Below are 24,814 nucleotides of genomic sequence, written 5' to 3'. Positions count from 1 at the left end.
AGACCGCCACCCCACCCGCATCCACACACTCTGCACCCAACACGCCATCGCAGCAGCGGCCTGACCCAGATCAAATACTTCGCCAGCAGAGTCGCCCCTCCGACTTCCTGCGCGACGCGCCCCCGGCCTGACGTCAACTCAGCACCGCACCGCATGCAGGTGGTCGAAGATGATCCGGTCGACGGGGGACGTACGATGCCGGTCGCCGTACGTGAGCCGGACCGCCTCCTCGATCTCGCCACTCGCCTCCGGGCGCCCCTCGAACTCCGCGGTGTAACAGGTCATCCGGACGACGACGAAGCCGTCCGGGTGACCGTGGGCCTGGGCCTCGAACACGCCCAGGAGGGTCCCCGACTCCGGTGCGATGGCGGCCCTGAGCTCCTCGCCGATCTCCCGTACCAGGGTGTCGATGCCGCTCTCCCCGAGCTCCCGCTTGCCACCCGGCAGGTAGCAGGTGCCCTTGCCTCGCGACCGCGCACTCAGCGCCCTCCCGCCCTCGGTGTGCATCCAGGCCACTTTGTCGATGACGGCTGCCACGCCTCTGCCGCACTCTCCGACTGGTCCGCCTGGGCTCAACCCCGGGAACACGCTACGGACTTCGCACGCCCGGGTCGCACCCGCGTCAGTGGGTGTGGTCGGGCCAGCCGGGTGTGGGGGTGGAGAGCGTCTGGCCCGGGCGCGGGATCGGGGTGCCGATCTGAACGGGGCTGCAGGTGAGGATCCGGCCGGCCGCGTCGTGGATGCACGTGTGCTGCGGGTCGGGTTCCTGCGGGTTGGTGTGGCAGTCGGCGCAGGCCGTCGGCGGCAGGTTGTGCGGGTCCTCCGCCGCCGGGGCCTTGGGCTTCCCGGTGGACGCGCCTTGAGGCTTGGCGGCAGGGGTGGGCTCGGCCTTCCCGGTTGGCTTCCGGGCGACGGACGGGGCGCCGCTCCCGGGCTCATCAGCGTCGAACTCGGGCTCGCGCTCGGGCTCGGGCTCGACAGAAGCGGAGGCGGAGGCCGGGGCGGGCTCCGGCACCGCGGACGGGCTCGGCGAGGGCTGCGCCTGCGCTGCCGCCGGCGGCGTCACCGACGGCTCGGCGGTCGCCGTCGCACCCGAGCCGGCCGAAGCCGTCGACCCGCCGCCGCCGGACACTGCCCAGACCGACCCGCCCACCAGCACCAGCGCCGCCAGTGCGGCCGGGATCACCAGCCGGGGCCGCAGGAGTCTCCGCTGCCTGGCCGCGCCCTCGTCCGTTTCCACCGTCGCCGCTCCCCCAATCCGCACCGCGCCCACTGCGCGGCGGACCGGCAGGATCGTAGCGACGGGCCCGGACTCCACGCAGCCGGGCCCACTCGAAGATCACCACGCCAGTACGGGGCAGCGGCCTCCCGGTTCCCCTTTTCGCGGCGGCGACCGGTGCAGGCGCCCGAAGGGCGACGCCTTCCCCGCAGGGTGGCACCGAGGCCGACCGGCACGATGTCACTCTCCGTGTCTGCAATGAAATTATCTGACGATAGCTCTTATGCTGACGAGCGCCAAGGACCGCACTTCGAGACACGGGGGGAACCGTGCCGAGTCCCTATTCGTCATCCGCTGTCGCCGTCAACCCGTCGGTGCTGGAGGGCTGCGGACAAACCGCCCAGCACCTGGGCGGCCAGATCCCACCCGAGACGGCGAAGATCGCCGAGCCCAACGACCAAGCCGCATCGACTCTCCAGGGCTGGCTGACCGGGCCCGCGATCCACAACTGTGCCGCCAACTGGAAGACACTGCTGGACAAGCTCGCCGGCGACATGGGCAGCGCCGGCGCCAAGCTCACGACCACTGCCACCGCCTACCGGCAGAACGAGCAGAACGTGTCGGTGTCCATGAGTGGGAACACCGACAACGGCACCCATCGGCCTTCGGTGAAGGACCCGTTCAACACCGTCCTCACCAGCGACCTGTCCCCGGCCGCCGAAGCCCGCCGAGCTGCCGGCGCAGGAAAGGCCCAGTGACACCGATGGACATCGCCACCCTCAAGAACGCCAACATCAACAACATCACCACGGCGAAGAACTCCTACGACATCCTCATCACCGCGTTCGGACAGCACGCCGAGTCCTGGCAGCACGAGGTCGTCGACCGGCTCGGCTCCTCCCAGTGGACCGGAACCAGCGCCGACAACGCCACGGCCGAGATCAAGTCGCTCGCCACCAAGCTCCAGAACGCCAAGCAGGAACTCTCCTTCGTCAGCCGTGCCCTCGCCGAAGCCGCCGAAGGCTTCGCCGCCGCCCAGGCGCACCTGATCGGTGCCCTGGACGACGCCAAGGCGGGGAAGTTCACGGTCGCCGCGGACGGCGCCCTCACCTGGGACAACGAGCCCACCTCGGCGAACTACGCCGGCGACAAGGCCGAGGCGACCGCCAAGGAACTCAGTCGACGGATCACGGCCGCCCTCAACGAGGCAGCCCACGCCGACTCGGAGATCGAACAGCGGCTCAGCCATCTCGCCTACAACGCGAGCAGCGGCACCGGGCTGGACGCGGCCACCGTCAAGAAGGACCAGGAGGCGGTCGCCGCCCGCGACGTGGTACCCCCGGCCGGAACCGACACCGATACCGTCAAGCGCTGGTGGGACAGCCTCACCGAAGCCCAGCAGCAGCGCTTCATCCTCAACCACCCCGACCAGGTCGGAAACCTCGACGGCATCCCGGTCGTGGCCCGCGACCAGGCCAACCGGATCAACCTGGCGCGGAGCAAGCAGGACCTCCAACTCCAGCTCGACCACCTGGGCCCCGAGCCCAAGCAGTTCAGCGGATGGGTCAGGGGAGAGCCGATCCCGAACCCCGACTACGACGAATGGCACCGCAAGCAGAAGGACCTGCGGGAAAAACTCGCGTCGATCAACGACATCGAAAGCCGGCTGACGGGCGACAAGCTGAAGTCGCGCGGTGCGCCTGCCTTCCTGATGGGCTTCGACACAAAGGGCAAGGGCCGGGCGATCATCTCCGTCAACAACCCCGACACCGCCGACAACGTCGTGACCTTCGTCCCCGGCACCACCTCCCGGTTCGGTGTGGCCAGCGGCGACGTGGACAAGGCGGACGAGATGGTGAGGGCTGCCAAGGACTCGGACCCGGGCAGCCCCAAAACAACGGCCGCCATCGCCTGGGTCGGCTACGACGCTCCGCAGAACCTCGCCGAGGCCTCGACGAACTCGTACGCCGACAACGCCGAGAAGGACCTGGCACGGTTCCAGACCGGCCTGCGCACGACCCACGAGGGCAATCCCTCGCACAACACCCTCATGGGCCACAGTTACGGAACCGTCGTCGTCGGCTTCACCATGCGCGACCACACACTTCCCGTGGACGACGTGATCCTGGTCGGCAGTCCCGGCGTCGGCGTCGACCACGCCAAGGATCTGAACATCGACCCGTCCCACGTCTACGTCGCCCGGGGCAGTGAAGACACGATGATCAAACATGTAGCGGGCACCAGTCTGCTCTTCGGGCTGGACCCAGTGGACAACGGCTTCGGGGCCCAGCACCTGCCGGCCGGTAGTACCGACCACTCGCACTACTGGCAGCCGGGCAGTACGTCCGTCAAGGCGTTCGGTGCCGTGATCGCGGGCAACGGGATCGGCCGGTGAGGCGACACCGGGCGATCACGGCAGCGGTGGCCGCCGGACTGCTGTTGACGGTGGCAGCGTGCAGCAAGGAGTCCGATACCCCGACCATGACGCAGGCGCAGGCGAAGCAGCAGACCGTGGACTACATGGGTCAGGCCCTCGCCGAGCTGCCCCAGCCGGTCACCACGGCCAGCGAGCGGGAGGACGGCACCAACTGCTTCAAGAACGACGCCCCCTCCGAGTACGACGGCCGGGTCGTGGAGGTCACGGAGAAGCGACTCTCCGGCATCCCGGTGGACCGTCAGGCCGAATACGTCGAACACCTCCGGAGCCGGATCGAGTCCATGGGATTCCAGCGGGACGACTCCGGCGCCCTGCGAACCTCCGCCCACTTCACGAACCCGACCAACAAGTTCGCCGGCTCCATCGACGGGATCGGCAGCTCGTACGGGACGCTCGTGATCGGCTTCTTCTCCCCCTGCGTGTGGCCCAACGGCACCAAGCCTCCACAGCCGGCCGCTTCTGAGCGGCGATGAACTCCGCGGTGTCTTGTCGATGCCGGCTGCCACGCCTCTGCCCCGCTCTCCGACCGATCGCCGGCGGACGGCTCCAGACCCGACCAGGCTTCGAATCCAACTCCGTTCCGATGCACGGCTGTTGCCGTTCGTGAACGCTACCCGGCCGCCGCGATGGGAAGAACGAGGGAAACGGCACGGGGGGAGAGGCACGGTGGGACGAAGAGCGTGGGCGGCAGCGGCAGCGGCAGCGGTACTGGTGCTGGGGACCGCGGCCTGCACGGAGCGGTGGGGTGGTGACGGCGGGGCGATCCAGCCCGTCGTCACCGCGAGACCGGCATCGGCCGGGAGCGGGTACGTGCTGTCCCAGGCGGCTCCGGCGTCGGCGCAGTGGATCGTGGATGCTCTGACCAGTCCGGGCGCGAGCCTGGACATGTGTCCGGCGCTCTCCCGGCAGAACATGATCGTGCTCGACGCCGGAGGCGTATTCGGCCCCGCGGTCGTGGCATGGCCGGGCGACGACAAGGTGATCTGCCTGGGTGGGCTCATGAGGGATCGCCAGCCCGGCATGGCCGTCCTCGCCAGCCCTTCGATCGACTACCTGGCGGACCAGGCCAGGCCGATGGCCTTCGGGAACGGGAGGTTCCTCGCCTGGTTCGCCGTCTTCCCCGGCGCCGTGTGGAAGGTTGCGATCAGGGACGACGCCCACGCGTTCGGGCCGCTGCACCAGCGAACGGTGGACTTCGGCGCTGGCCGGGAGTTCACGATCGTCGAGTACATCGACCTCAAGCTGGGCTCGGGCTCCGCCCCTTAGCGCCCCGAGCCCAGCCGAGGAACGTCAGTGCGCCGCGGCCTCCCAGTTGGGGCCGACGCCGACGGAGACGTCCAGCGGGGCGCGCAGCGGGTAGGCGCCCGCCATCTGCTCGCGGACGACGGCCTCGACCTGCTCGCGCTCGCCGGGGGCCAGCTCCAGCACGATTTCGTCGTGCACCTGGAGCAGCATCCGGGAGGTGAGGCCGGCGGCGCGCAGCGCCTCGTCCACCCGGAGCATGGCGATCTTGACGATGTCGGCGGCCGAGCCCTGGATCGGGGCGTTGAGGGCCATCCGCTCGGCCATCTCGCGGCGCTGGCGGTTGTCGCTGTTGAGGTCGGGCAGGTAACGGCGGCGGCCGAGCAGGGTCTCGGTGTAGCCGGTGGCCCGGGCCTCGTCGACGACCCGGCGCAGGTAGTCCCGCACGCCGCCGAAGCGCTCGAAGTAGGTGTCCATCAGGCCCTGGGCCTCGGCCGGCTTGATGCCGAGCTGCTGGGAGAGCCCGTACGCGGACAGCCCGTACGCCAGGCCGTAGGACATCGCCTTGATCTTGCGGCGCATCTCGGCGTCCACCGCAGCGCGCGGCACCTCGAAGACCTGGGAGGCGACGGTGTTGTGGAGGTCCTCGCCGGAGGCGAAGGCCTCGATCAGCGCCTCGTCCTCGGACAGGTGCGCCATGATCCGCAGTTCGATCTGCGAGTAGTCGGCGGTGAGCAGCGACTCGTAGCCCTGGCCGACGACGAAGGCGCGGCGGATCGCCCGGCCCTCCTCGGTGCGGACGGGGATGTTCTGCAGGTTCGGGTCCTGCGAGGAGAGTCGGCCGGTGGCGGCAACCATCTGGTTGAAGGTGGTGTGGATCCGGCCCTTGGGCGAGACGGTCTTGAGCAGGCCCTCGACGGTGGTGCGCAGCTTGGCCTGGTCGCGGTGGCGCAGCAGGATGACCGGCAGCTCGTTGTCGGTCTGGGTGGCCAGCCAGGTGAGCGCGTCGGCGTCGGTGGTGTAGCCGGTCTTGATCTTCTTGGTCTTGGGGAGCGCGAGCTCGCCGAAGAGGATCTCCTGGAGCTGCTTGGGCGAGCCGAGGTTGAACTCGCGCCCGGCGGCGGCGTGCGCCTCCTCCACCACGCGCTGGATCTCGGCGGCGAACTGGGCCTCCAGGCCGGTGAGCCACTCGCGGTCGGCGGCGATGCCGTAGCGCTCCATGCGGGCGAGCAGGGCGGCGATGGGCAGTTCCATGTCGTGCATCAGCCCGGCGGCGCCGACCTCGGCGAGGCGGGTGTCGAAGAGCGCGGCGAGGTCGAGCACGGCGCGGGCCTGGAGCATCAGCGACTGGGCGTGCGCGGTCGGGTCCTCCTCCGGTGCGTCGAAGGCGAGTTGGCCGCTCTCGGTGGCGGGCGCCGGGGTGAGCGAGCGGGCCAGGTACTCCTCGGCGAGCACCTCCAGGGTGAAGGTGCGGCGGCCGGGCTTCTCCAGGTAGGCGGCGAGCGCGGTGTCGGCGACGACGCCCTCGATCGTCCAGCCGCGCTCGGCGAAGGCGCGCATGACCTGCTTGGCGATGTGCAGGGCCTTGGGGGCGGTGGCGTCGGCGAGCCAGGCGGCGAAGGCCCGCTCGTCCTCCTCGGCGAGCAGCGCCGGGTCGAACCAGGCGGCCGACTCGCCCTCCCGTCGCCCACCACCGCCCTTGTCCGAGGCGCTTTGCGCCGCCCCTACTGTTGCGAGGGCGACTTCGGTGACCTCGCCGGCGCCGAGCGCCCACTGGTAGACGGCGGTGAGCGCGACGGTGGTCTTGCCGTCGGCGGCGTGCTCGGCGAGCCAGGCGGCGAGGGTGCCCGGGTCGGTGAGGAGTTCGCCGTCGACCTCGACGCCGGGGGCGAGTTCGGCTTCCGCCGAGTCCTCGCCGGCGGACGGGTCGATGCCGTAGACGCGGTCGCGGAAGTTGGCGTTGCGGAACTCCAGCGACTCCATCAGGGTGCCGACGGCGTCCCGGTCGAACGGCTTGCGGTCCAGCTCGGCGACGCCGAGCTGGAGTTCGACGTCGCGGACCAGCTCGGTGAGCACCCGGTTGCGCTTGACCGAGTCGAGGTGGTCGCGCAGCTTCTCGCCGATCTTGCCCTTCACCTCGTCGGCGCGGGTGACGAGTTCGTCGAAGGAGCCGAACTGGTTGACCCACTTGGCGGCGGTCTTCTCGCCGACGCCGGGGATGCCGGGCAGGTTGTCGGACGGGTCTCCGCGCAGCGCGGCGAGGTCCGGGTACTGGCGCGGGGTGACGCCGTACTTCTCGGTGACCTTCTCCGGGGTGAAGCGGGTGAGCTCGGAGACGCCCTTGGTCGGGTAGAGCACGGTGACGTGGTCGGTGACCAGCTGCAGCGAGTCGCGGTCGCCGGTGACGATGTCGACGTCGAAGCCGGCCGCCTCGGCGGCGGTGGCCAGGGTGGCGATGATGTCGTCGGCCTCGAAGCCCTCGGCCGTCAGCCGGGGGATGTTCATGGCGTCGAGCAGTTCGCCGATCAGGCCGACCTGGCTGCGGAACTCGTCCGGCGTCTTGGCGCGGTTGGCCTTGTAGTCGGGGAACTCGACGGAGCGGAAGGTCTGCCGGGAGACGTCGAAGGCGACGGCGAGGTGGGTGGGCTGTTCGTCGCGGACGGTGTTGGCGAGCATCGAGGCGAAGCCGTAGACCGCGTTGGTGGGCTGGCCGGTGGAGGTGTTGAAGTTCTCCACGGGCAGGGCGTAGAAGGCCCGGTAGGCCATCGAGTGCCCGTCGAGCAGCATCAGCCGGGGCCGCGGGCCGGCCCCGCCGCCACCCGTCGCGCCCTTGTCCGTACTCTGCGTAGCCACGTCAACGTCCGTTCCTGCCGATTCCACTACCGGCCACCGATCCTATGGCCCGGCACCGACAAAAAGGGCGCCGCGCCGGCCCGGCCGCAGCTGTTACCTACGAGTAGGACGGTCGTACGATCACAGGCAGCACACCCCCGAACAACCCCCCGAGCAACCCCCGAACATCGCCCGAGCGACACCCGGCGTCCCCCAGCGGCAGGAGCACCCCCATGACCGACGCGGCCCCCGACACCGAGCCCGTCCTGAACGTCCCGCAGGACGTGCTGGACCACTTCGCCAAGCTCGGCGTGAGCCCGCAGACCTTCTCCGGCGGCCACCTCGGCGAGAAGATGGGCATCCGGATCGTCGAGGCCTCCGCCGACCGCGTGGTCGGCACCATGCCGGTGGAGGGCAACCAGCAGCCGTACGGGCTGCTGCACGGCGGCGCGTCGGCGGCGCTGGCCGAGACGCTGGGCTCGATCGGGGCGATGCTGCACGCCGGCCCCGGCCGGTACGCGGTCGGCGTGGACCTCAACGCCACCCACCACCGCTCGGCCACCTCCGGACTGGTGACCGGGGTGGCGACCGCCGTGTTCAAGGGCCGCACCGCCGCCACGTACGAGATCGCGATCACCGACGACACCGGCCGGCGGATCACCAGCTGCCGGCTGACCTGCATGCTGCGCGACCTCTGACCGGCCGCACCCCGAAAGCTCCCGACAACGTCCCTACGGCGTCGGTGAGTTCACTCCGGACAACATCAAGTCCCTTTTCCGCCCCCTTGTTTGACCATCCGCCGGCCTGGGCAGGCGTTGATCTGGACAAGGGGGCGTTCGCATGTCCGGGCGCGGCGGGCACGAATCCCGCGCTTGTAACGCTGCGTAACAAGTAGGAAATCCGATCAATTGCCGGTTCCGAGGCCTTCAGGCGCCCCGGAGCGACTCGGCCGCGCCCTCCCTGTCCGCAATACGGACGCTCACGGCCGGAACCAGGGCATCGGACACAGGTGTCCGATAATCGACGCTGCCAGCTGCAACCCCCATTTCTGGGCCTTACATCGCCCTACCAGCGCGTAAACGCCCGTCATCGCGGGATCGATCGAGCCGGAACGACCACATCGTGAGACATATACTCCGTGTGCTCATAACAAGAGAATCACAGCCTGCTCGCAGCACTGCCCGAGTCGCCCAACGGCATCTAGAGTCACGGCCAGTCACCGCGCCATTCGATTGGGCCAGGCCCTCCGCGCACTCCGGCTCCCGCCACTCCGGCGCGGGCGCCTCCCGAACCGAAGGGGACCCTCGTGCGTCATCGTTCAGCAGTTGTCGTGAGCATTGCCGTGATCGGCGCCCTCAGCCTCAGCGCCTGCGGCTCCCGCGGAGAGAAGAACAGCGGCAACGGCGGCGGCGACTCCGCCTCCACCACCGTCGTCATCGGGGTCGACGCCCCGCTCACCGGCGACCTCTCCGCCCTCGGCCTCGGCATCCGCAACTCCGTCGACCTCGCGATCAAGAAGGCCAACGAGACCAACGAGGTCCCCGGCGTCAAGTTCGAGATCAAGGCGCTGGACGACACCGGCAAGCCCGCCCCCGGCCAGCAGAACGCCACCCAGCTGGTCGGCGACTCCAAGGTCCTCGGCGTCGTCGGCCCGCTCAACTCCAGTGTGGCGCAGTCGATGCAGCAGATCTTCGACGACAAGAACCTGGTCGAGGTCTCCCCCGCCAACACCGGCGTCGCCCTCAGCCAGGGCGAGAAGTGGGCCAGCGGCGAGAAGAAGCGCCCCTTCAAGTCCTACTTCCGCACCGCCACCACCGACGCCGTCCAGGGCCCGTTCGCCGCCCAGTTCCTCTACAACGACGCCAAGAAGACCAAGGTCTTCCTCATCGACGACCAGAAGACCTACGGTGCCGGCCTGGCCGGCACCTTCAAGGGCGAGTTCACCAAGCTCGGCGGCACCCTCGTCGGCGAGGAGCACGTCAACCCCGACGACCGCGACTTCGCCGCCATCGCCACCAAGGTCAAGAGCTCCGGCGCCGAAGCCGTCTACTACGGCGGCGAGTACCCCGCGGCCGGCCCGCTCTCCCTCCAGCTCAAGGAGGCCGGCGCCACCATCCCGCTGATGGGCGGCGACGGCATCCAGAGCGGCGACTTCATCAAGCTCAACCCCAAGAGCCAGGGCGACTACGCCACCGCCGTCGGCCTGCCCGTCGAAAGCCTCGACACCGCCAAGAAGTTCATCGCCGACTACAAGACCGCCGGCTACAAGGACGCCTACGAGACCTACGGCGGCTACTCCTACGACAGCGCCTGGGCCGTCATCCAGGGCGTCAAGGCCGTGAAGGCCAGCGGCAAGCCCCTCACCCGCGAGGCCGTCCGCGACGCCGTCCAGAACGTCTCCTTCGACGGCGTCACCGGCAAGGTCTCCTTCGACGAGTTCGGCGACACCACCAACAAGCAGCTCACCGTCTACACCGTCAAGGACGGCAAGTGGGCCGTGGAGAAGTCCGGCACCTTCAAGGGCTGACACGGGCCCACGCGGGCCGCGCAGGCCCAAGCAGCCTGACGCCCTGTCACCACCCGCACCACCAGCGCCACTTCACCACCACCGCGCGCGGGGGCTCCACCAGTGCCCCCGCGCGCACCCACATCCACCACCCACGCGGACAACCCCCGAACGCACTACGGAGGCCCAGCGGTGCACGACCTACCGCAGCAGCTGGCCAACGGCCTGATCCTCGGCGCCCTCTACGGGCTCGTCGCGATCGGCTACACGATGGTCTACGGCATCGTCCAGCTCATCAACTTCGCCCACGGCGAGATCGTCATGGTCGGCGGCTTCGGCGCCCTGACCGCCTACCTCGCCCTCCCCGGCGGCACCACCCTGTGGCTGGCCCTGCCGCTCATGCTGATCGCCGGCATCCTGGTCTCCACCCTCACCGCCGTCGCCGCCGAGCGCTTCGCCTACCGCCCCCTGCGCAACGCCCCCCGGCTCGCCCCGCTGATCACCGCGATCGGGCTGTCCATCTTCCTCCAGCAACTCGTCTTCTCCTTCTACCCGGACGCCAAGAAGGCCCGCGTCTTCCCCAAGCTCCCCGGCGACCCCTTCAGCCTCGGCTCCGTCACCATCCAGCGCAGCGACCTCTTCCTGATCATCGCCGCCCCGCTGTGCATGCTCGCCCTCGGCTGGTTCGTCACCCGCACCCGCTCCGGACGCGCCATGCAGGCCACCAGCCAGGACCCGGACACCGCCAAGCTGATGGGCATCGACACCGACCGCATCATCGTCATGGCCTTCGCCATCGGCGCCGCGTTCGCCGCCGTCGCCGCCGTCGCCTACGGACTGCGCAGCGGCCAGGTCGACTTCCGGATGGGCTTCATCCTCGGCCTCAAGGCCTTCACCGCCGCCGTCCTCGGCGGCATCGGCAACATCTACGGCGCCATGCTCGGCGGCCTCGCCCTCGGCCTCGCCGAAGCCCTCGCCACCGGCTACATCCAGCACCTGCCCGGCATGCACCTCTTCGGAGGCGGCGCCTGGAAGGACGTCTGGGCGTTCGTTCTCCTCATCCTCGTGCTCCTGATCCGGCCCCAAGGCCTGCTCGGCGAGCGCGTCGCGGACAGGGCGTGACCACCATGACCACCACCCACACCGAAACCACCCCGGTCATCCCGCTGCCCGCCCGCGCCGCCGCGGCCACCACCGGACTCGGCGCCCTCGCCACCACGGCCTCCGCCGCCATGTCCTGGACCTGGACCCCCGACTTCCCCGGCGACCTCACCTACTACGGCTCCCCCGCCGGACTCCAGTGGCTCGCCCTCGCCGCCGGCCTGCTCACCCTCGTCCTGCTGCTCGCCTGCCAGGGCCTCCCCGGCCTGCGCTGGGCCGCCCCCACCCGCAGCAACAACGCCGTCCTGTACGCCGCCACCGGCGCCCTCGCCATCGCCGTCTACGCGGTGTCCGCCATCTCCGCCGAACTCGGCGGCCTCGCCAACCTCGAACCCGGCGGCTGGGTACTCGCCGCGGGCGGCCTGATCGGCGTCCTCGGCGCCCTCGGCCTGCCCCTCGACCGCCGCACCGCCGTCCCGCTGCGGATCCTCGACAAGCGCCTCTTCCTGCTCGTCCCGATCGCCCCCGCCGCCTGGTTCGGCGCCCACGCAGTCCCCACGGACCAGCCCGTCGCCCCCGTCCTCACCGCCCTGGCCGGCGGCCTCGCCATCGCGGCCGGCGTCGTCCTGCTGCTCCAGCTCGGCCACCTCGCCAACAGCGGACTGCGCCTCGGCCGGGCCGACCGCCCCCTGGCCGCGCCGCGCGCCCTCCCCTCCTGGATCGAGGTGCTGCTGATCGTCCTCGCCTTCGGGCTCGGACTGTTCGCCATCACCTTCGGCATCGACACCGAGTACGGCGAACTCTTCACCGGCTACCTGCTGTTCGTCGCCCTCGCCGTCCCCGCCCTCACCAGGTCCGGCCTGATCGCCCGGCTGCGCGCGCTGACCGTCAAGCACCGCCCCGTCACCACCGGCGCCGCCTTCGCCGCCGCCGCCAGCTTCCCGTTCACCCAGACCAGCGACCAGTACACCTCCGTCGCCACCAACATCCTGATCTTCGCCACCGTCGCCCTCGGCCTCAACATCGTCGTCGGCCTGGCCGGCCTGCTCGACCTCGGGTACGTCGCCTTCCTCGGCGTCGGCGCCTACGCCGCCGCCCTGGTCTCCGGCTCCCCCGCCTCGCCCATCCACGTCCAGTTCCCGTTCTGGGCCGCGATGCTCACCGGCGCCGTCGTCTCCATGGTCTTCGGCGTCCTCATCGGCGCCCCCACCCTGCGACTGCGCGGCGACTACCTCGCCATCGTCACCCTCGGGTTCGGCGAGATCTTCCGCATCACCATGCTCAACCTCAACGGCACCACCGGCCCCAAGATCACCAACGGCTCCAACGGCATCCCCCGCATCCCGGACCTGGAGATCCTCGGCTTCGACCTCGGCAAACCGCACACCGTCGCCGGCATCGAACTCGGCCGCTTCTCCAACTACTACCTGCTGATGCTGCTGGTCACCGCCCTCGTCGTGCTGGTCTTCGCCCGCGTCGGCAACTCCCGCATCGGCCGCGCCTGGGTCGCCATCCGCGAGGACGAGACCGCCGCCGAGGCCATGGGCATCAACGGCTTCCGCCTCAAACTGCTCGCCTTCGCCCTCGGCGCCCTGCTCGCCGGCCTGGCCGGCACCGTCCAGGCCCACGTCAGCTACACCGTCACCCCCGACCAGTACACCTTCGCCGAAGCCCTCCCCCCGAACTCCGCCTTCCTGCTCGCCGCCGTCATCCTCGGCGGCATGGGCACCATCAGCGGCCCGCTGGCCGGCGCCACCCTGCTCTTCCTCATCCCGAAGAAGCTCGAATTCCTCGCCGACTACCAGCTCCTCGCCTTCGGCGCCGCCCTCATCGTCCTGATGCGGGTCCGCCCCGAAGGCCTCATCCCCAACCGGCGCCGCCAGCTGGAGTTCCACGAGACCGCCCTCCCGGCCCAGACCGCCGGCGAACCGACCGCACTCACCAAGGCAGGGGCGTGACCGACCCGATGACCACCACCGCCGCACCCCTGCTCGAAGTCACCGGCGTCACCATGCGCTTCGGCGGCCTCACCGCGGTCAACGACGTCTCCCTCACCGTCGGCGAAGGCGAGATCATCGGTCTCATCGGCCCCAACGGCGCCGGCAAGACCACCTTCTTCAACTGCCTCACCGGCCTCTACGTCCCCACCGAGGGCGCCGTCCGCTTCCGCGACACCCTGCTGCCGCCCAAGCCCCACCTGGTCACCCAGGCCGGCATCGCCCGCACCTTCCAGAACATCCGGCTCTTCGCCAACATGACCGTCCTGGAGAACGTCCTGGTCGGCCGGCACACCCGCACCAGGGAAGGCATCTTCTCCGCCATCCTGCGCGGCCCCGGCTACCACCGCGCCGAGGCCGAGAGCCGCGCGAAGGCCATGGAACTGCTGCAGTTCACCGGCCTCGCCGAGAAGGCCGACCACCTCGCCCGCAACCTCCCGTACGGCGAGCAGCGCAAACTGGAGATCGCCCGCGCCCTCGCCTCCGAACCCGGCCTGCTGCTCCTCGACGAACCCACCGCCGGCATGAACCCCCAGGAGACCCGGGCCGCCGAGGAACTCGTCTTCGCGATCCGCGACAAGGGGATCTCCATCCTCGTCATCGAGCACGACATGCGGTTCATCTTCAACCTCTGCGACCGCACCGCGGTGCTCGTCCAGGGCCAGAAGATCGTCGAGGGCGACCGCGAGACCGTCCAGAGCGACGAACGCGTCATCACCGCCTACCTGGGCGCCCCGCTCGAAGGCACCGCCCCGGCCGCCCCGGCCGCCCCGGCCGCCCCGGCTGCCCCGGAGAACGTTACGGAGTCCGACCAGTGACCGCACTTCTCGAGGTCCAGGACCTCCGCGTCGCCTACGGCAAGATCGAAGCCGTCAAGGGCATCAGCTTCACCGTCGAGCAGGGCGAGGTCACCACCCTCATCGGCACCAACGGCGCCGGCAAGACCACCACCCTGCGCACCCTGTCCGGCCTGCTCAAGCCCACCGCCGGACGGATCACCTTCGACGGCCAGGACCTCTCGACCGTCCCCGCCCACCGCATCGTCGCCCTCGGTCTCGCCCACTCCCCCGAGGGCCGGCACATCTTCCCCCGGATGACCATCGAGGAGAACCTCCTCCTCGGCGCCTTCCTGCGCACCGACGCGGCCGGCATCGCCGCGGACGTCGAGCGGGCCTACGGCCTGTTCCCGATCCTCGGCGAACGGCGCCGCCAGGCCGCCGGGACGCTCTCCGGCGGCGAGCAGCAGATGCTCGCGATGGGGCGGGCGCTGATGTCCCAGCCCAAGCTGCTCATGCTGGACGAGCCCTCGATGGGGCTCTCCCCGCTGATGATGCAGAAGATCATGTCCACCATCGTGGAACTGAAGTCGTCCGGTACGACCATCCTCCTGGTCGAGCAGAACGCCCAGGCGGCCCTCTCCCTCTCCGACCGCGGCTACGTCATGGAGACCGGCCGCATCGTCCTCTCCGGCACGGGCGCCGACCTCCTGCACGACGAGTCCGTGCGGAAGGCCTACCTCGGCGAGGACTGAGCCCTCCGCGGACGCGAAAGGCCCGGCAGAAACGTTCTGCCGGGCCTTCGTACGCGCGTTACTCGGACTGGCCCTCTTCCGCCTTCTTGCGGTCCTGGGCCTCGCCCTCCTCGATGACCGCCTCGGCCACCGCCGCCATCGTCATCCGACGGTCCATCGACGTCTTCTGGATCCACCGGAAGGCGGCCGGCTCGTTCAGCCCGAACTTGGTCTGCAGCACACCCTTCGCCCGGTCCACCAGCTTCCGCGTCTCCAGCCGCTGGCTGAGATCCCCGATCTCCTTCTCCAGCGCCCGCATCTCCGCGTACCGGGACACCGCCATCTCGATCGCCGGCACCAGGTCCGACTTCGAGAACGGCTTGACGATGTACGCCATCGCCCCGGCGTCCCGCGCCCGGTCCACCAGCTCCCGCTGCGAGAACGCCGTCAGCATCAGCACCGGCGCCAGGTGCTTCTCGTGGATCTGCTCAGCGGCCGAGAGCCCGTCGAGGATCGGCATCTTCACGTCGAAGATCGCCAGGTCCGGCTTCAGCTCCTCCACGAGCCGCACCGCCGTCTCCCCGTCGCCGGCCTCACCGACGACGGTGTACCCCTCCTCCTCGAGCATCTCCTTGAGGTCGAGACGGATCAGCGCCTCGTCCTCGGCGATCACAATCCGCGTGATCTGGGGCGTATCGGTCTCAAGCGGCTGCGCCTGCTCGTCGGCGGTGCTCACGGGGCTCCTAGTTCCGGCGGGGTACTGCATGCACGAGGGTACCCAGACACGGTATGTTTGAGACCAGCGGGTCCGAAGTTCAACCTTCGAATCCATGGGCGCCCCGGTAGCCCAGCGGGAGAGGCGATGGTCTCAAACACCATACAGCGTGGGTTCGAATCCCACTCGGGGCACTTATCCTTCGATTCGCAAGCCACTTAGGTCAGCCTAACCGTTGGCGATCTTCATCAATCCGGATGAAAATCGCCGCATTCACCAGATCCACCGGTGCGATTCGCACACGCTCGGCCGTATGTACGACATGGCCGCACGCCAGCGAGCACTCGATCTGCACGCCTCCGGGCTGACATTCAGCCAGGTGAGTCGTGCGACCGGGATCTCCCGCTTCTCGATCCGTCAGTGGGCATCCGGCGCAGTGCCCGGTCCACGCATGACCGCCGAATGCCCGGTCCGCAGCGGTCGGCTCGATCCCTCAAGGCCACGCCCCCCGTACTCCTACCTGCTCGGCCTCTACCTGGGCGACGGCTGCATCAGCGAGGGCCGCCGCCATGTCCACGCCCTCCGTATCGCATGCTGCGACACCTGGCCGGGCCTCATCCTCGAGTGCGAGCGGGCCGTCGCCGCCGTCATGCCGCACAACAAGGTCAACCGGGTCCAGGCGCCCGGCTGTACCAGCGTCATCAGCACCAGCAAGCACTGGCCCTGCCTCTTCCCCCAGCACGGCCCCGGCCCGAAGCACCTGCGGCCGATCGTCCTCACACCGTGGCAGCAGGAGATCGTCGATGCCCACCCCTGGGAGTTCCTGCGTGGCCTGATCCACTCCGACGGCTGCCGCATCACCAACTGGACGACCCGCACCGTGCGCGGTGTCACGAAGCGCTACGAGTACCCGCGTTACTTCTTCACCAACACCTCGGCCGACATCATCGGCCTCTTCACCGCCACCCTCAACGCCGTCGGCGTCCACTGGAAGGCCGCTTCACGCCTCACTGGCGCCACGAACGTTTCCATCGCCCGCAAGGACTCCGTCGCCCTCATGGACGCCCACATCGGGCCCAAGTACTGACGGTTCAGGTGTCCTCGGACTTCTCCGCCCGCTGCTGCTCCTCGCACTCGAAGCGAGCCTTGGCGGCCTCATAGGCCGATCCGGCGCCGGGGCGGTTGAGGACCTCTTCGCGAAGCTCGCGCCAGAACGTGTGGCTGTGATCGCTCATCTCGCCGATTCTCTCCCGAACCAGCACGCGGGCGGCATCCCTCACACGAGGGATGCCGCCCGCGGAAGACCGAGAGAATCCCGCTCAGGCGTCCAACGTCCCCACGTGGTGGACGCGGACGAGGTTGGTGGAGCCGGCCAGGCCGGGGGGTGAGCCGGCGGTGATGACGACGATGTCGCCCTTCTGGCAGCGGCCGAGCGAGAGCAGGGCCGCGTCGACCTGTTCGACCATCTGGTCCGTCGTCGGGGCGAACGGGCCGAGGAAGGTCTCCACGCCCCAGGTGAGGGCGAGTTGGGAGCGGACGGCGGGCTCGTAGGTGAAGGCGAGCACCGGGATGGGCGAGCGGTAGCGGGTGAGCCTGCGCGCGGTGTCGCCGGACTGGGTGAAGGCGATGAGGTACTTGGCGTGCAGGAAGTCGCCGATCTCGGCGGCCGCGCGGGCGACGGCGCCGCCCTGGGTCCGCGGCTTGCTGCCGGTGGTCAGGGGCGGCAGCCCGGCCGCGAGGATGTCGTTCTCGGCGGCCTCGACGATCCGGGCCATGGTCTTGACCGTCTCGACCGGGTACTTGCCGACCGCGGTCTCGCCGGAGAGCATCACGGCGTCGGTGCCGTCCAGCACGGCGTTGGCGACGTCGGAGGCCTCCGCGCGGGTGGGCCGGGAGGTGTTGATCATCGAGTCGAGCATCTGGGTCGCGACGATGACCGGCTTGGCGTTGCGGCGGGCGAGCTTGATGGCGCGCTTCTGGACCAGCGGGACCTGTTCGAGGGGCATCTCCACGCCCAGGTCGCCGCGGGCCACCATGATCCCGTCGAAGGCGTCGACGACGGATTCCAGGTTCTCCACCGCCTGCGGCTTCTCGATCTTGGCGATGACCGGGACGCGGCGCCCCTCCTCCGCCATGATCCGGTGGACGTCCTCGACGTCCCGCCCGCTGCGGACGAAGGAGAGCGCGACGAGGTCGGCCCCGGTCCGCAGTGCCCACCGCAGGTCGGCGACGTCCTTGTCGCTGAGCGCGGGGACGGAGACGGCGACGCCGGGGAGGTTGAGGCCCTTGTGGTCGGAGACCAGCCCGCCCTCGATGACGAGGCACCGCACGTGCGGACCGTCGACGGCGACGACCTCCAGGGCGACCCGGCCGTCGTCGACCAGGATGCGCTCGCCGCGGCTGACGTCGGCGGCGAGCCCGGAGTAGGTGGTTCCGCAGCGGTCCTTGTCCCCCACGACGCCCTTGTCGGTGGAGATGGTGAACTCGTCGCCGCGTTCGAGGAGTACGGGTCCGTGGGCGAAGGTGTCGAGCCGGATCTTCGGGCCTTGAAGGTCGACGAGGATGCCGACGCTGCGGCCGGTCTCGTCGGCGGCCTTGCGGACGCGGCGGTAGCGTTCCTCGTGCTCGGCGTGCGAGCCGTGGCTGAGGTTCAGTCGGGCGATGTCCATCCCGGCGTCGACCAGGGACTTGATCTGGTCGTACGAGTCGGTGGCGGGCCCGAGGGTGCAGACGATTTTTGCTCGGCGCATAGTGCTGAGACTAGGCATTACCGGTGCGTAACCGCGACGCGGGTCCGGACTGCGGGATGACCGTTTCTGTAAGGCGAGTTGAACAATCTGACACATCCTCGGACCGAAGTGCGAACGCCCTTCGCCGCGCGCCCTCCGCACGCCCTGCGCGCCCCCGTCACAGCGCCCGTCGATGCGATTCCGTGAAGGGGTGTTCACCCCTGGTTCACCGCCGCTTCCGCCCCCGCTCCCCGCCCGGCGGGACGCTCGTCACCCCCGGGTGGCTACCCGGGCGCCCCGGGTCACCACCCGGACGAAGTAGCGGACGAGGGGGAGGCGTTCGGTATGCGACGCGCACTGGGGGTGGTTGCGGCCCTGGCGCTGCTGGGCGGGGTCGCCTTCGCGCTGATCCCCGACGACGACCCGAAGAAGGACACCAAGACGGTCACCGTCACCGGCCTGATCGGCTCGGAGAAGCGCGCCTTCTTCGAGAACGACGAGGTCAAGGCCGAGTTGGCGAAGCAGGGCCTGGTGGTCCGGGCGGACTCGACCGGCTCCTGGACGATGAGCGACCAGGCGGACAAGACCCCGGGGCTCGACTTCGCCTTCCCGGCGAGCGCGGCACCGGCCCAGGAGATCCAGCGCATCTGGAAGTTGAAGGACTCCCCGCCGGTGCCGTTCTACTCGCCGCTGGTGATCGTGGCCCACGGGCCGGTGGCCGACGTCCTGAAGCAGAACAAGCTGGCCGACAAGGACTCCACCGGCGTCTGGACGTTCCGGATGGACGAGTACGTCAACGCGCTGCGGAGCAACCGCAGATGGGAGGACCTGGCGGGCGCCCGCGAGCACCCGGAGCTGTCCGGCCAGCTCTTCGTGACCACCACCGACCCGGAGAGCTCGTCCTCCGGGGCGATGTACCTCGCGCTGCTCTCGTACATCGCGAACAACCACCAGGTGGTGTCGGACGACGCCGGCGTCGCCGCCGTCAAGGACGTCCTGCACACCGCGAACGCGCTGCAGGGCATCCAGAAGAGCAGCAGCGACGAGCCGTTCCGGGACTTCGGCGCGGGGATCGGCAGCCCGCTGATCTTCGCGTACGAGTCGCAGGCCGCCGCCCTGTCGCTGCAGGGCAAGCCCACCGGCGACATGGTCGTGCTGTACCCGGACACCACGGTCTACTCGGACCACACCGTCGTGGCCCACACCGACGACGGCCGCAGGCTCGCCGAAGTCCTCCAGAACGACGAGGTGCTGCGCGGCCTGGAGGCCAGGTTCGGCCTGCGGCCGCAGGCCAAGCCGGAGGCCTTCGCGAACCTGATGCGGGACAGGAAACCGACCTTCGCCCCCGATCTGAACGCCGCCAGGATCAAGCAGGCGACCCTGCCCTCGCTGGACAACCTGATCAAGCTGACCGCCGCGGCGAAGGGGACCAAGTGACCATCCCGAAGAAGCGGCGCGGCCGGCTCGTGGCCGCGCTGGCCGCCGTGCTCGTCGCGGCGACCGCCTGCACCTCCGGCGGCTCCGGTTCCGGGCCGGGCCCCGACCCGAGCGGCCCGCCCGCCGAGACGGCCCGCCCCGGGGTGCTGCGCGTCCTGGCGGGCAGTGAACTCCAGGACCTGGCACCGGTCCTGGAGGAGGCCCGCAAGGCCACCGGGGTGACCGTGCAGTTCTCCTGGACGGGCACCCTGGACGGCGCGGACACCGTCGCCTCGGGCCGGGCCGACGGCAAGTACGACGCCGTGTGGTTCCCGTCCGACCAGTACCTGCGGCTCGATCCGGCCGGCCGGTCCAAGGTGGTCTCCGAGATCCCGGTGATGGTCTCGCCGGTGGCGATCGGGGTGCGTTCCTCGACGCTCGGCGAACTCGGCTGGGGCGACGGCTCGAAGGTCACCTGGGCGCAGGTCGGGGACGCGGCCGCGGCCGGCAGGCTGGCGTACGGGATGGCCGACCCGTCCCGTTCCAACTCGGGCTTCTCCACTCTCGTCGCGGTGGCCTCGGCCTTCTCCGGCGCGGGCGCGGCGCTGACCGACGCGGACGTGCAGAAGGCCTCGCCGCAGCTGAAGCAGTTCTTCAAGGGCCAGAAGCTGACCTCCGGTTCCTCCGGCTGGCTGGCGCAGGCGTACACCCGGGCCGAGTCGGGCACGGTGGGCGCGCTGGTGAACTACGAGTCGGTGCTGCTGTCGCTGAACCGGACGCTGCCGCCGCAGCAGCAGCTGACCGTGGTGCGGCCGCTGGACGGCGTGGTGTCGGCGGACTACCCGCTCGGGCTGATGTCCTCGGCCGCGCCGGAGCAGCGCGACTCCTTCCAGCGGCTGACGGCGTACCTGCTCAAGGAGGACGTGCAGAAACGCATCTCCGAGGCGACGCTGCGCCGCCCGGTGACGGCGGGCGTGACCCCGGCGGCCGGGCTGCCCGCGGACCGCCGCAAGGAGCTGCCGTTCCCGGGCACCAGGGCGGTCGCGGACGGCCTGCTGGCCGCGTACCAGAACGAGCTGCGCCGCCCGTCCCGGACGGTGTACGTGCTGGACACCTCGGGCTCGATGGAGGGCTCGCGGATCGCGGCGCTGAAGACCGCGCTGGGCCGGCTGACCGGGGCGGACGACACCCGCGGGGTGCGCCGCTTCCGGGACCGCGAGGAGATCACGCTGCTCTCCTTCGCCTCCGAGGTGAAGTGGACCAAGACCCACGTGGTGCCGGCCACCGGGAGCCAGCCGGGCCCGCAGGCGGAGTTGGCGTCGATCCAGGCGGACGTGCAGTCGCTGGCGGCCGCGGGCGGGACGGCGGTGTACTCCTCGCTGGAGGAGGCGTACCGGGTGATCGAACGTCAGCAGGCGGCGGCCGGTGACGACCGGTTCACCTCGATCGTGCTGATGACCGACGGGGAGAGCAACGCCGGTGCGACGGACGGCGACTTCAAGCGCTTCCACGACGCGCTGCCGGCCGGGGAGAGGTCGATCCCGGTGTTCCCGATCAAGTTCGGGGAGGCGGCGGTGGGCCAGCTCCAGGGGATCGCGGACCTGAGCGGCGGCAAGCTGTTCGACGGGACGGGTTCGCTGGACGGGGTGTTCGAGGAGATCCGTGGCTACCAGTGACGGGTTCGGCCCCCGGGTGCTGCGCTACCTGGAGTCGGCCAGGAACCTGGTCGGCTGCGCGGGTGGCGCGGTCGGCCTGGGGCTGCACTTCGCGGGGCTGGGCGGGGTCTGGTGGCCGGGGGTCGTGGCGGGGCTGTACGGGGTGGGCGCGCTGCTGACGCCCGGCCCGGGGCCCCGCCAGGGCCCGGGGCCGGATCCCGGTGACCCCGAGCTGCCCGGCGCGCGGGTGCCGGGGCGCGAGGAGCCGCGGCCTCCGGCGCCCAAACCCAAGCCGGAGCCCGAGCCGGCCCCCGTGCCCGATCCGGAGCTGGTGGCGCTGGCCGCCTACCTGGACACGGTGCCGCTGCCGCCCTCGGCCGGGGTGGACGGCCTGCTGGCGGCACTGCGCGCGGCCGGTCCGGGGCCGGTGGCGGAGCGGATCGTCCGGCACCGGCTGCCGGTGGCGGTGGCCGGCTACCTGCGGGCGCGGACCTGGCAGCCCTGGGCGGGGCCGGGTGATCCGGATCCGGCGGTCCAGCTGGGCCACGAGGTCGACCGGCTCACGGCCGAACTGTCCTGACCGGCCGTCCGCCCCGGGACGGGCGGCGGCCTCCCGCCCGTCCGTCCCGGGGCCGCCCCTCGGAGGCCCGACGTTCGCCGCCCGTCCCGGGGTCGCCCCTCGGGAGCCCGACATTCGCCCCCGTCCCGGGGTCGGTCTCCGGAAGTCCGCCCTCCGCCCTACCACCCGGTACCTCCCCCGTCCCGTCACGAACGAGTCGTTAAGATCTCACCTCCTGGACAGGTCTGGGGGCTATCCAGCGCCCCGACCTGCACGGCACACTTCTACGCGCGTCCTTCTACGCGCGTCGACGCGTACACGCACACCTGCCAACGAATGCCAGTTGACGGTCCATCCGCCGTCGGTCCCACTCGGGAGAGTCGTCCATGCCCCTGAACCGCCGTGACTTCGTCACCCGGTCCGCCGCCACCGCCGCCGGCGCCGCCCTGGCCGGCGGTGCCACCCTGGCCGCCGCCCCCTCCGCCGCGGCCGCCCAGCCGGACACGGCGGCCGCCAAGGGCCGGCCCCAGCCGCACAAGCAGGCCTTCACCGTGATGGGCACCACCGACCTGCACGGCCGGGTGCTCAACTGGGACTACTTCACCGACGCCGAGTACACCGACAAGGGCCACAACGCGGTCGGCCTCGCCAAGATCTCCACCCTGGCCAACCAGGTGCGCGAGGAGAAGGGCTGGGACCGCTGCCTCCTGATCGACTCCGGTGACACCATCCAGGGCACCCAGCTGTCCTACTACTACGCCCGGATCGAGTCGATCGACACCGAGGCGAACACCGTGCCGGACCACCCGATGGCCGTCGCCATGAACCTCATGGAGTACGACGCCGCCGCACTCGGCAACCACGAGTTCAACTACGGCATCCCGCTCCTGAAGGCCTACCAGGACCAGCTGGAGTTCCCGCTGCTGGGCGCCAACGCGCTGAACGCCAAGAACGAGAAGCCGGCCTTCAAGCCGTACGTGATCAAGGAGCTGCGCCTGGGCGGCGGCCGTCCGGTGCGGGTCGGCATCCTCGGCCTCACCAACCCGGGCATCGCGATCTGGGACAAGGCCAACGTCAGCGGCAAGCTGGTCTTCCCGGGCATCGTCGAGACCGCCGCCACCTGGGTGCCGAAGATGAAGGCCGCGGGCGCGGACGTCATCGTGGTCTCCGCGCACTCCGGCTGCGACGAGGCGACCACCTGGGGCGACCAGCTGCCCTGGGCCGAGAACGTCTCGGTGGCCCTGGCGGAGACCGTCCCCGACATCGACGCGGTGCTGGTGGGCCACGCCCACAAGGAGATCGCGCAGCGCCTGGTCGTCAACAAGAAGACCGGCCGGACGGTCGTGCTCTCCGAGCCGCTCTGCTACGGCCAGCGGCTGACCTGCTTCGACTTCGAGGTCGAGTTCGCGGCCGGTGTCTGGAAGGTCACCTCGGTCTCCTCCCGGCTGCTGAACTCCAACACGGTGCCGGAGAACCCGGAGATCACCAACGCGATCGCCGAGCAGCACAAGAAGGTCGTCGCGTACGTCAACCAGAACATCGGCACCAGCAAGATCGCGCTCTCGATCGCCGAGGCGCCCTTCAAGGCCACCCCGATCATCGACCTGATCGGCCGGGTCCAGGCCGACGCCGTCAAGGCCGCGCTGGCGGGCGGACAGTACGCCAACCTCCCGGTGCTCGCCCAGGCCGCCCCGTTCAACCGCACCGCCCTGATCCCGTCCGGTCAGGTCAAGCTGCGCGACGCCGCGGGCCTCTACATCTACGAGAACACCCTGGAGGCCCGCATCATGACGGGCGCCCAGCTCAAGGACTACCTCGAGTACTCGGTCAAGTACTACAACCAGCTCGCCCCGGGCGCCCCGGTCGACAAGGACAAGCTGACCGGCGCCGAAGCCACCCCGGACTACAACTACGACTCGCTCTACGGCCTGAGCTACGACATCGACATCGCCCAGCCGAAGGGCCAGCGGATCGTCAACCTGTCCTTCCAGGGCAAGCCGATCGACCCGGCCGCCGAGTTCGTCCTCGCCGTCAACAACTACCGTGCCAACGGCGGCGGCAACTTCCCGCACGTCGCCAAGGCCAAGATGGTCTGGTCGAACTCCGACGAGATCCGCAACACCATGATCGCCTGGGTGAAGGCCAAGGGCACCATCGACCCCGCGGACTTCTTCACCGACTCCTGGCGCCTGGTCCGCGCCGGCCAGCCGGTCTTCTGACCCGCACGACCCACCGGAAGGCCGTCGCCCCGCAGGCGACGGCCTTCCGGCCCGTTCAGTGGAAGAATGGCGCCATGAGCGAGTCCCGGATCCCGGAGCGCCACGCGCGGCTGCTGGCCTACGCGCAGAGCCTCACGCCTCCAAACGGTTGGAAGATCGAGATCTCCGGCGACGAGATCATCATGACGGCCGGGCCGTCGGTGATCCACCAACGCAACCTGCTGCTCGTACGCGAGCAGTTCGACGCCCACCGCCCCACCGACACGATGCCCAGCGAGAACACCGACCTCGCCTCCCCGAACGTCGGCAAGCTGCGCAACCCCGACCTGACCTACATCCCCCTCTCGGCGCTCGAGGAGGGCGGCAACCAGGTCCCCGCCGAACAGGCGGCCATCGCCGTGGAGATCGTCTCCCCGTCGAACCCGGAGAACGACCTGGTCGGCAAGGTCCGCGACTACCCGCTCATGGCCATCCCGCTCTACCTGGTGATCGATCCGCGCGAGGGCGATCTGACGCTCCACTCCGAGCCATCCGGCAGCGGCTACCACCGGCAGTGGAACGGCAAGTTCGGCGACCCGGTCCCGATCCCGGCCCCCTTCGGCTTCGATCTCGCCACCGACGGCCTGCTCCGCTACCAGGTCTGAACGGTCAAGCGGCAAGGGCCTCCTGGCGGCTGC

Annotated in this window: 22 protein-coding genes and 1 tRNA gene; 17 read left to right on the top strand and 6 right to left on the bottom strand. The window is 70.2% G+C overall.

Features of this window, described 5'->3' with window-relative positions:
• Nucleotides 1–138: 138 nt before the first annotated feature.
• Nucleotides 139–507, bottom strand: coding sequence for an NUDIX domain-containing protein (locus ACGF0D_RS20600; RefSeq protein ID WP_392918173.1), 369 nt, complete (start codon nucleotides 505–507; stop codon nucleotides 139–141).
• Nucleotides 508–622: 115 nt separating this feature from the next.
• Complete coding sequence (locus ACGF0D_RS20595; RefSeq protein WP_392918171.1) at nucleotides 623–1,240, bottom strand: hypothetical protein; 618 nt, start codon at nucleotides 1,238–1,240, stop codon at nucleotides 623–625.
• Between the two features lie 308 nt (nucleotides 1,241–1,548).
• On the opposite strand from ACGF0D_RS20595, the gene ACGF0D_RS20590 reads away from it, so the two are divergent.
• From ACGF0D_RS20590 to ACGF0D_RS20575, 4 genes are all read left to right on the top strand, one after another.
• Complete coding sequence (locus ACGF0D_RS20590) at nucleotides 1,549–1,977, top strand: WXG100 family type VII secretion target (protein WP_392869193.1); 429 nt, start codon at nucleotides 1,549–1,551, stop codon at nucleotides 1,975–1,977.
• A 5-nt stretch (nucleotides 1,978–1,982) separates the two neighbouring features.
• Nucleotides 1,983–3,614, top strand: coding sequence for an alpha/beta hydrolase (locus ACGF0D_RS20585; protein WP_392870038.1), 1,632 nt, complete (start codon nucleotides 1,983–1,985; stop codon nucleotides 3,612–3,614).
• Nucleotides 3,611–4,129 (top strand): hypothetical protein, encoded by a 519-nt coding sequence (locus ACGF0D_RS20580; protein ID WP_392918168.1) that lies wholly within the window; start codon nucleotides 3,611–3,613, stop codon nucleotides 4,127–4,129. The genes ACGF0D_RS20585 and ACGF0D_RS20580 overlap by 4 nt, the downstream gene beginning before the upstream one ends.
• A gap of 337 nt (nucleotides 4,130–4,466) precedes the next feature.
• Complete coding sequence (locus ACGF0D_RS20575; protein ID WP_392918166.1) at nucleotides 4,467–4,922, top strand: hypothetical protein; 456 nt, start codon at nucleotides 4,467–4,469, stop codon at nucleotides 4,920–4,922.
• 24 nt (nucleotides 4,923–4,946) lie between these two features.
• Here ACGF0D_RS20575 and polA read toward each other — a convergent pair whose 3' ends face one another.
• Nucleotides 4,947–7,685, bottom strand: coding sequence for a DNA polymerase I (gene polA, locus ACGF0D_RS20570; RefSeq protein ID WP_392918192.1), 2,739 nt, complete (start codon nucleotides 7,683–7,685; stop codon nucleotides 4,947–4,949).
• Between the two features lie 278 nt (nucleotides 7,686–7,963).
• Here polA and ACGF0D_RS20565 point away from each other — a divergent pair, with 278 nt between their 5' ends.
• From ACGF0D_RS20565 to ACGF0D_RS20540, 6 genes are all read left to right on the top strand, one after another.
• A complete protein-coding gene (locus ACGF0D_RS20565) occupies nucleotides 7,964–8,428 on the top strand; it encodes a PaaI family thioesterase (RefSeq protein ID WP_392918163.1) in 465 nt (154 codons plus the stop codon).
• 608 nt (nucleotides 8,429–9,036) lie between these two features.
• Nucleotides 9,037–10,257 (top strand): ABC transporter substrate-binding protein, encoded by a 1,221-nt coding sequence (locus ACGF0D_RS20560; RefSeq protein WP_392918162.1) that lies wholly within the window; start codon nucleotides 9,037–9,039, stop codon nucleotides 10,255–10,257.
• Between the two features lie 171 nt (nucleotides 10,258–10,428).
• A complete protein-coding gene (locus ACGF0D_RS20555; RefSeq protein ID WP_359819021.1) occupies nucleotides 10,429–11,358 on the top strand; it encodes a branched-chain amino acid ABC transporter permease in 930 nt (309 codons plus the stop codon).
• A 5-nt stretch (nucleotides 11,359–11,363) separates the two neighbouring features.
• Complete coding sequence (locus tag ACGF0D_RS20550; protein WP_392918189.1) at nucleotides 11,364–13,295, top strand: branched-chain amino acid ABC transporter permease; 1,932 nt, start codon at nucleotides 11,364–11,366, stop codon at nucleotides 13,293–13,295.
• Nucleotides 13,296–13,303: 8 nt separating this feature from the next.
• A complete protein-coding gene (locus ACGF0D_RS20545; protein ID WP_392918186.1) occupies nucleotides 13,304–14,152 on the top strand; it encodes an ABC transporter ATP-binding protein in 849 nt (282 codons plus the stop codon).
• Nucleotides 14,149–14,865: an ABC transporter ATP-binding protein gene (locus tag ACGF0D_RS20540; protein ID WP_392869202.1), complete on the top strand. Its 717-nt coding sequence runs from the start codon at nucleotides 14,149–14,151 to the stop codon at nucleotides 14,863–14,865. The genes ACGF0D_RS20545 and ACGF0D_RS20540 overlap by 4 nt, the downstream gene beginning before the upstream one ends.
• 58 nt (nucleotides 14,866–14,923) lie before the next feature.
• On the opposite strand, the gene ACGF0D_RS20535 is transcribed toward ACGF0D_RS20540, so the two are convergent.
• Nucleotides 14,924–15,610, bottom strand: coding sequence for an ANTAR domain-containing response regulator (locus ACGF0D_RS20535; RefSeq protein WP_392918159.1), 687 nt, complete (start codon nucleotides 15,608–15,610; stop codon nucleotides 14,924–14,926).
• 70 nt (nucleotides 15,611–15,680) lie between these two features.
• Between ACGF0D_RS20535 and ACGF0D_RS20530 the strand changes: the two genes are divergently transcribed.
• Nucleotides 15,681–15,753, top strand: a tRNA-Leu gene (locus tag ACGF0D_RS20530).
• Between the two features lie 119 nt (nucleotides 15,754–15,872).
• The gene (locus ACGF0D_RS20525; protein WP_392918184.1) at nucleotides 15,873–16,646 is read left to right on the top strand and encodes a transcriptional regulator; all 774 of its coding nucleotides are present in this window, start codon (nucleotides 15,873–15,875) and stop codon (nucleotides 16,644–16,646) included.
• A 4-nt stretch (nucleotides 16,647–16,650) separates the two neighbouring features.
• Here the strand turns inward: ACGF0D_RS20525 and ACGF0D_RS20520 are convergent, their stop codons facing one another.
• Complete coding sequence (locus ACGF0D_RS20520; protein ID WP_392869204.1) at nucleotides 16,651–16,794, bottom strand: hypothetical protein; 144 nt, start codon at nucleotides 16,792–16,794, stop codon at nucleotides 16,651–16,653.
• A gap of 84 nt (nucleotides 16,795–16,878) precedes the next feature.
• Entirely contained in the window at nucleotides 16,879–18,309 is a 1,431-nt protein-coding gene (pyk, locus tag ACGF0D_RS20515; protein ID WP_392869206.1) for a pyruvate kinase, read from the bottom strand.
• A 324-nt stretch (nucleotides 18,310–18,633) separates the two neighbouring features.
• Between pyk and ACGF0D_RS20510 the strand changes: the two genes are divergently transcribed.
• The 5 genes from ACGF0D_RS20510 (at nucleotide 18,634) to ACGF0D_RS20490 (ending at nucleotide 24,781) form a co-directional block, all read left to right on the top strand.
• Entirely contained in the window at nucleotides 18,634–19,725 is a 1,092-nt protein-coding gene (locus ACGF0D_RS20510) for a hypothetical protein (RefSeq protein ID WP_392869208.1), read from the top strand.
• Entirely contained in the window at nucleotides 19,722–21,380 is a 1,659-nt protein-coding gene (locus ACGF0D_RS20505) for a VWA domain-containing protein (RefSeq protein WP_392918156.1), read from the top strand. The genes ACGF0D_RS20510 and ACGF0D_RS20505 overlap by 4 nt, the downstream gene beginning before the upstream one ends.
• On the top strand, nucleotides 21,367–21,939 hold the full coding sequence (locus ACGF0D_RS20500) for a hypothetical protein (protein WP_392869212.1): 573 nt from the start codon (nucleotides 21,367–21,369) through the stop codon (nucleotides 21,937–21,939). The genes ACGF0D_RS20505 and ACGF0D_RS20500 overlap by 14 nt, the downstream gene beginning before the upstream one ends.
• 365 nt (nucleotides 21,940–22,304) lie before the next feature.
• Nucleotides 22,305–24,137, top strand: coding sequence for a bifunctional metallophosphatase/5'-nucleotidase (locus ACGF0D_RS20495; protein WP_392869214.1), 1,833 nt, complete (start codon nucleotides 22,305–22,307; stop codon nucleotides 24,135–24,137).
• Nucleotides 24,138–24,211: 74 nt separating this feature from the next.
• Nucleotides 24,212–24,781, top strand: a complete 570-nt coding sequence (locus ACGF0D_RS20490) for a Uma2 family endonuclease (protein WP_392869216.1) — start codon at nucleotides 24,212–24,214, stop codon at nucleotides 24,779–24,781.
• The last annotated feature ends 33 nt before the right edge of the window (nucleotides 24,782–24,814 follow it).

This window comes from Kitasatospora sp. NPDC048298 (assembly GCF_043201465.1).
Taxonomy (GTDB): domain Bacteria; phylum Actinomycetota; class Actinomycetes; order Streptomycetales; family Streptomycetaceae; genus Kitasatospora.
Note: the sequence above shows the minus strand (reverse complement) of the source record. Positions and strands in the feature narration are given on the sequence as shown.

What these genes read in the sequence shown, in the direction of transcription:
- ACGF0D_RS20600 (WP_392918173.1), bottom strand. Translation starts at nt 507, where the DNA reads ATGCACACCGAGGGCGGGAGGGCGCTGAGTGCGCGGTCGCGAGGCAAG.
- ACGF0D_RS20585 (WP_392870038.1), top strand. Translation starts at nt 1,983, where the DNA reads ATGGACATCGCCACCCTCAAGAACGCCAACATCAACAACATCACCACG.
- polA (WP_392918192.1), bottom strand. Translation starts at nt 7,685, where the DNA reads ATGCTGCTCGACGGGCACTCGATGGCCTACCGGGCCTTCTACGCCCTG.
- ACGF0D_RS20565 (WP_392918163.1), top strand. Translation starts at nt 7,964, where the DNA reads ATGACCGACGCGGCCCCCGACACCGAGCCCGTCCTGAACGTCCCGCAG.
- ACGF0D_RS20550 (WP_392918189.1), top strand. Translation starts at nt 11,364, where the DNA reads ATGACCACCACCCACACCGAAACCACCCCGGTCATCCCGCTGCCCGCC.
- ACGF0D_RS20545 (WP_392918186.1), top strand. Translation starts at nt 13,304, where the DNA reads ATGACCACCACCGCCGCACCCCTGCTCGAAGTCACCGGCGTCACCATG.
- ACGF0D_RS20535 (WP_392918159.1), bottom strand. Translation starts at nt 15,610, where the DNA reads ATGCAGTACCCCGCCGGAACTAGGAGCCCCGTGAGCACCGCCGACGAG.
- ACGF0D_RS20525 (WP_392918184.1), top strand. Translation starts at nt 15,873, where the DNA reads ATGTACGACATGGCCGCACGCCAGCGAGCACTCGATCTGCACGCCTCC.
- ACGF0D_RS20520 (WP_392869204.1), bottom strand. Translation starts at nt 16,794, where the DNA reads ATGAGCGATCACAGCCACACGTTCTGGCGCGAGCTTCGCGAAGAGGTC.
- pyk (WP_392869206.1), bottom strand. Translation starts at nt 18,309, where the DNA reads ATGCGCCGAGCAAAAATCGTCTGCACCCTCGGGCCCGCCACCGACTCG.
- ACGF0D_RS20510 (WP_392869208.1), top strand. Translation starts at nt 18,634, where the DNA reads ATGCGACGCGCACTGGGGGTGGTTGCGGCCCTGGCGCTGCTGGGCGGG.
- ACGF0D_RS20495 (WP_392869214.1), top strand. Translation starts at nt 22,305, where the DNA reads ATGCCCCTGAACCGCCGTGACTTCGTCACCCGGTCCGCCGCCACCGCC.
- ACGF0D_RS20490 (WP_392869216.1), top strand. Translation starts at nt 24,212, where the DNA reads ATGAGCGAGTCCCGGATCCCGGAGCGCCACGCGCGGCTGCTGGCCTAC.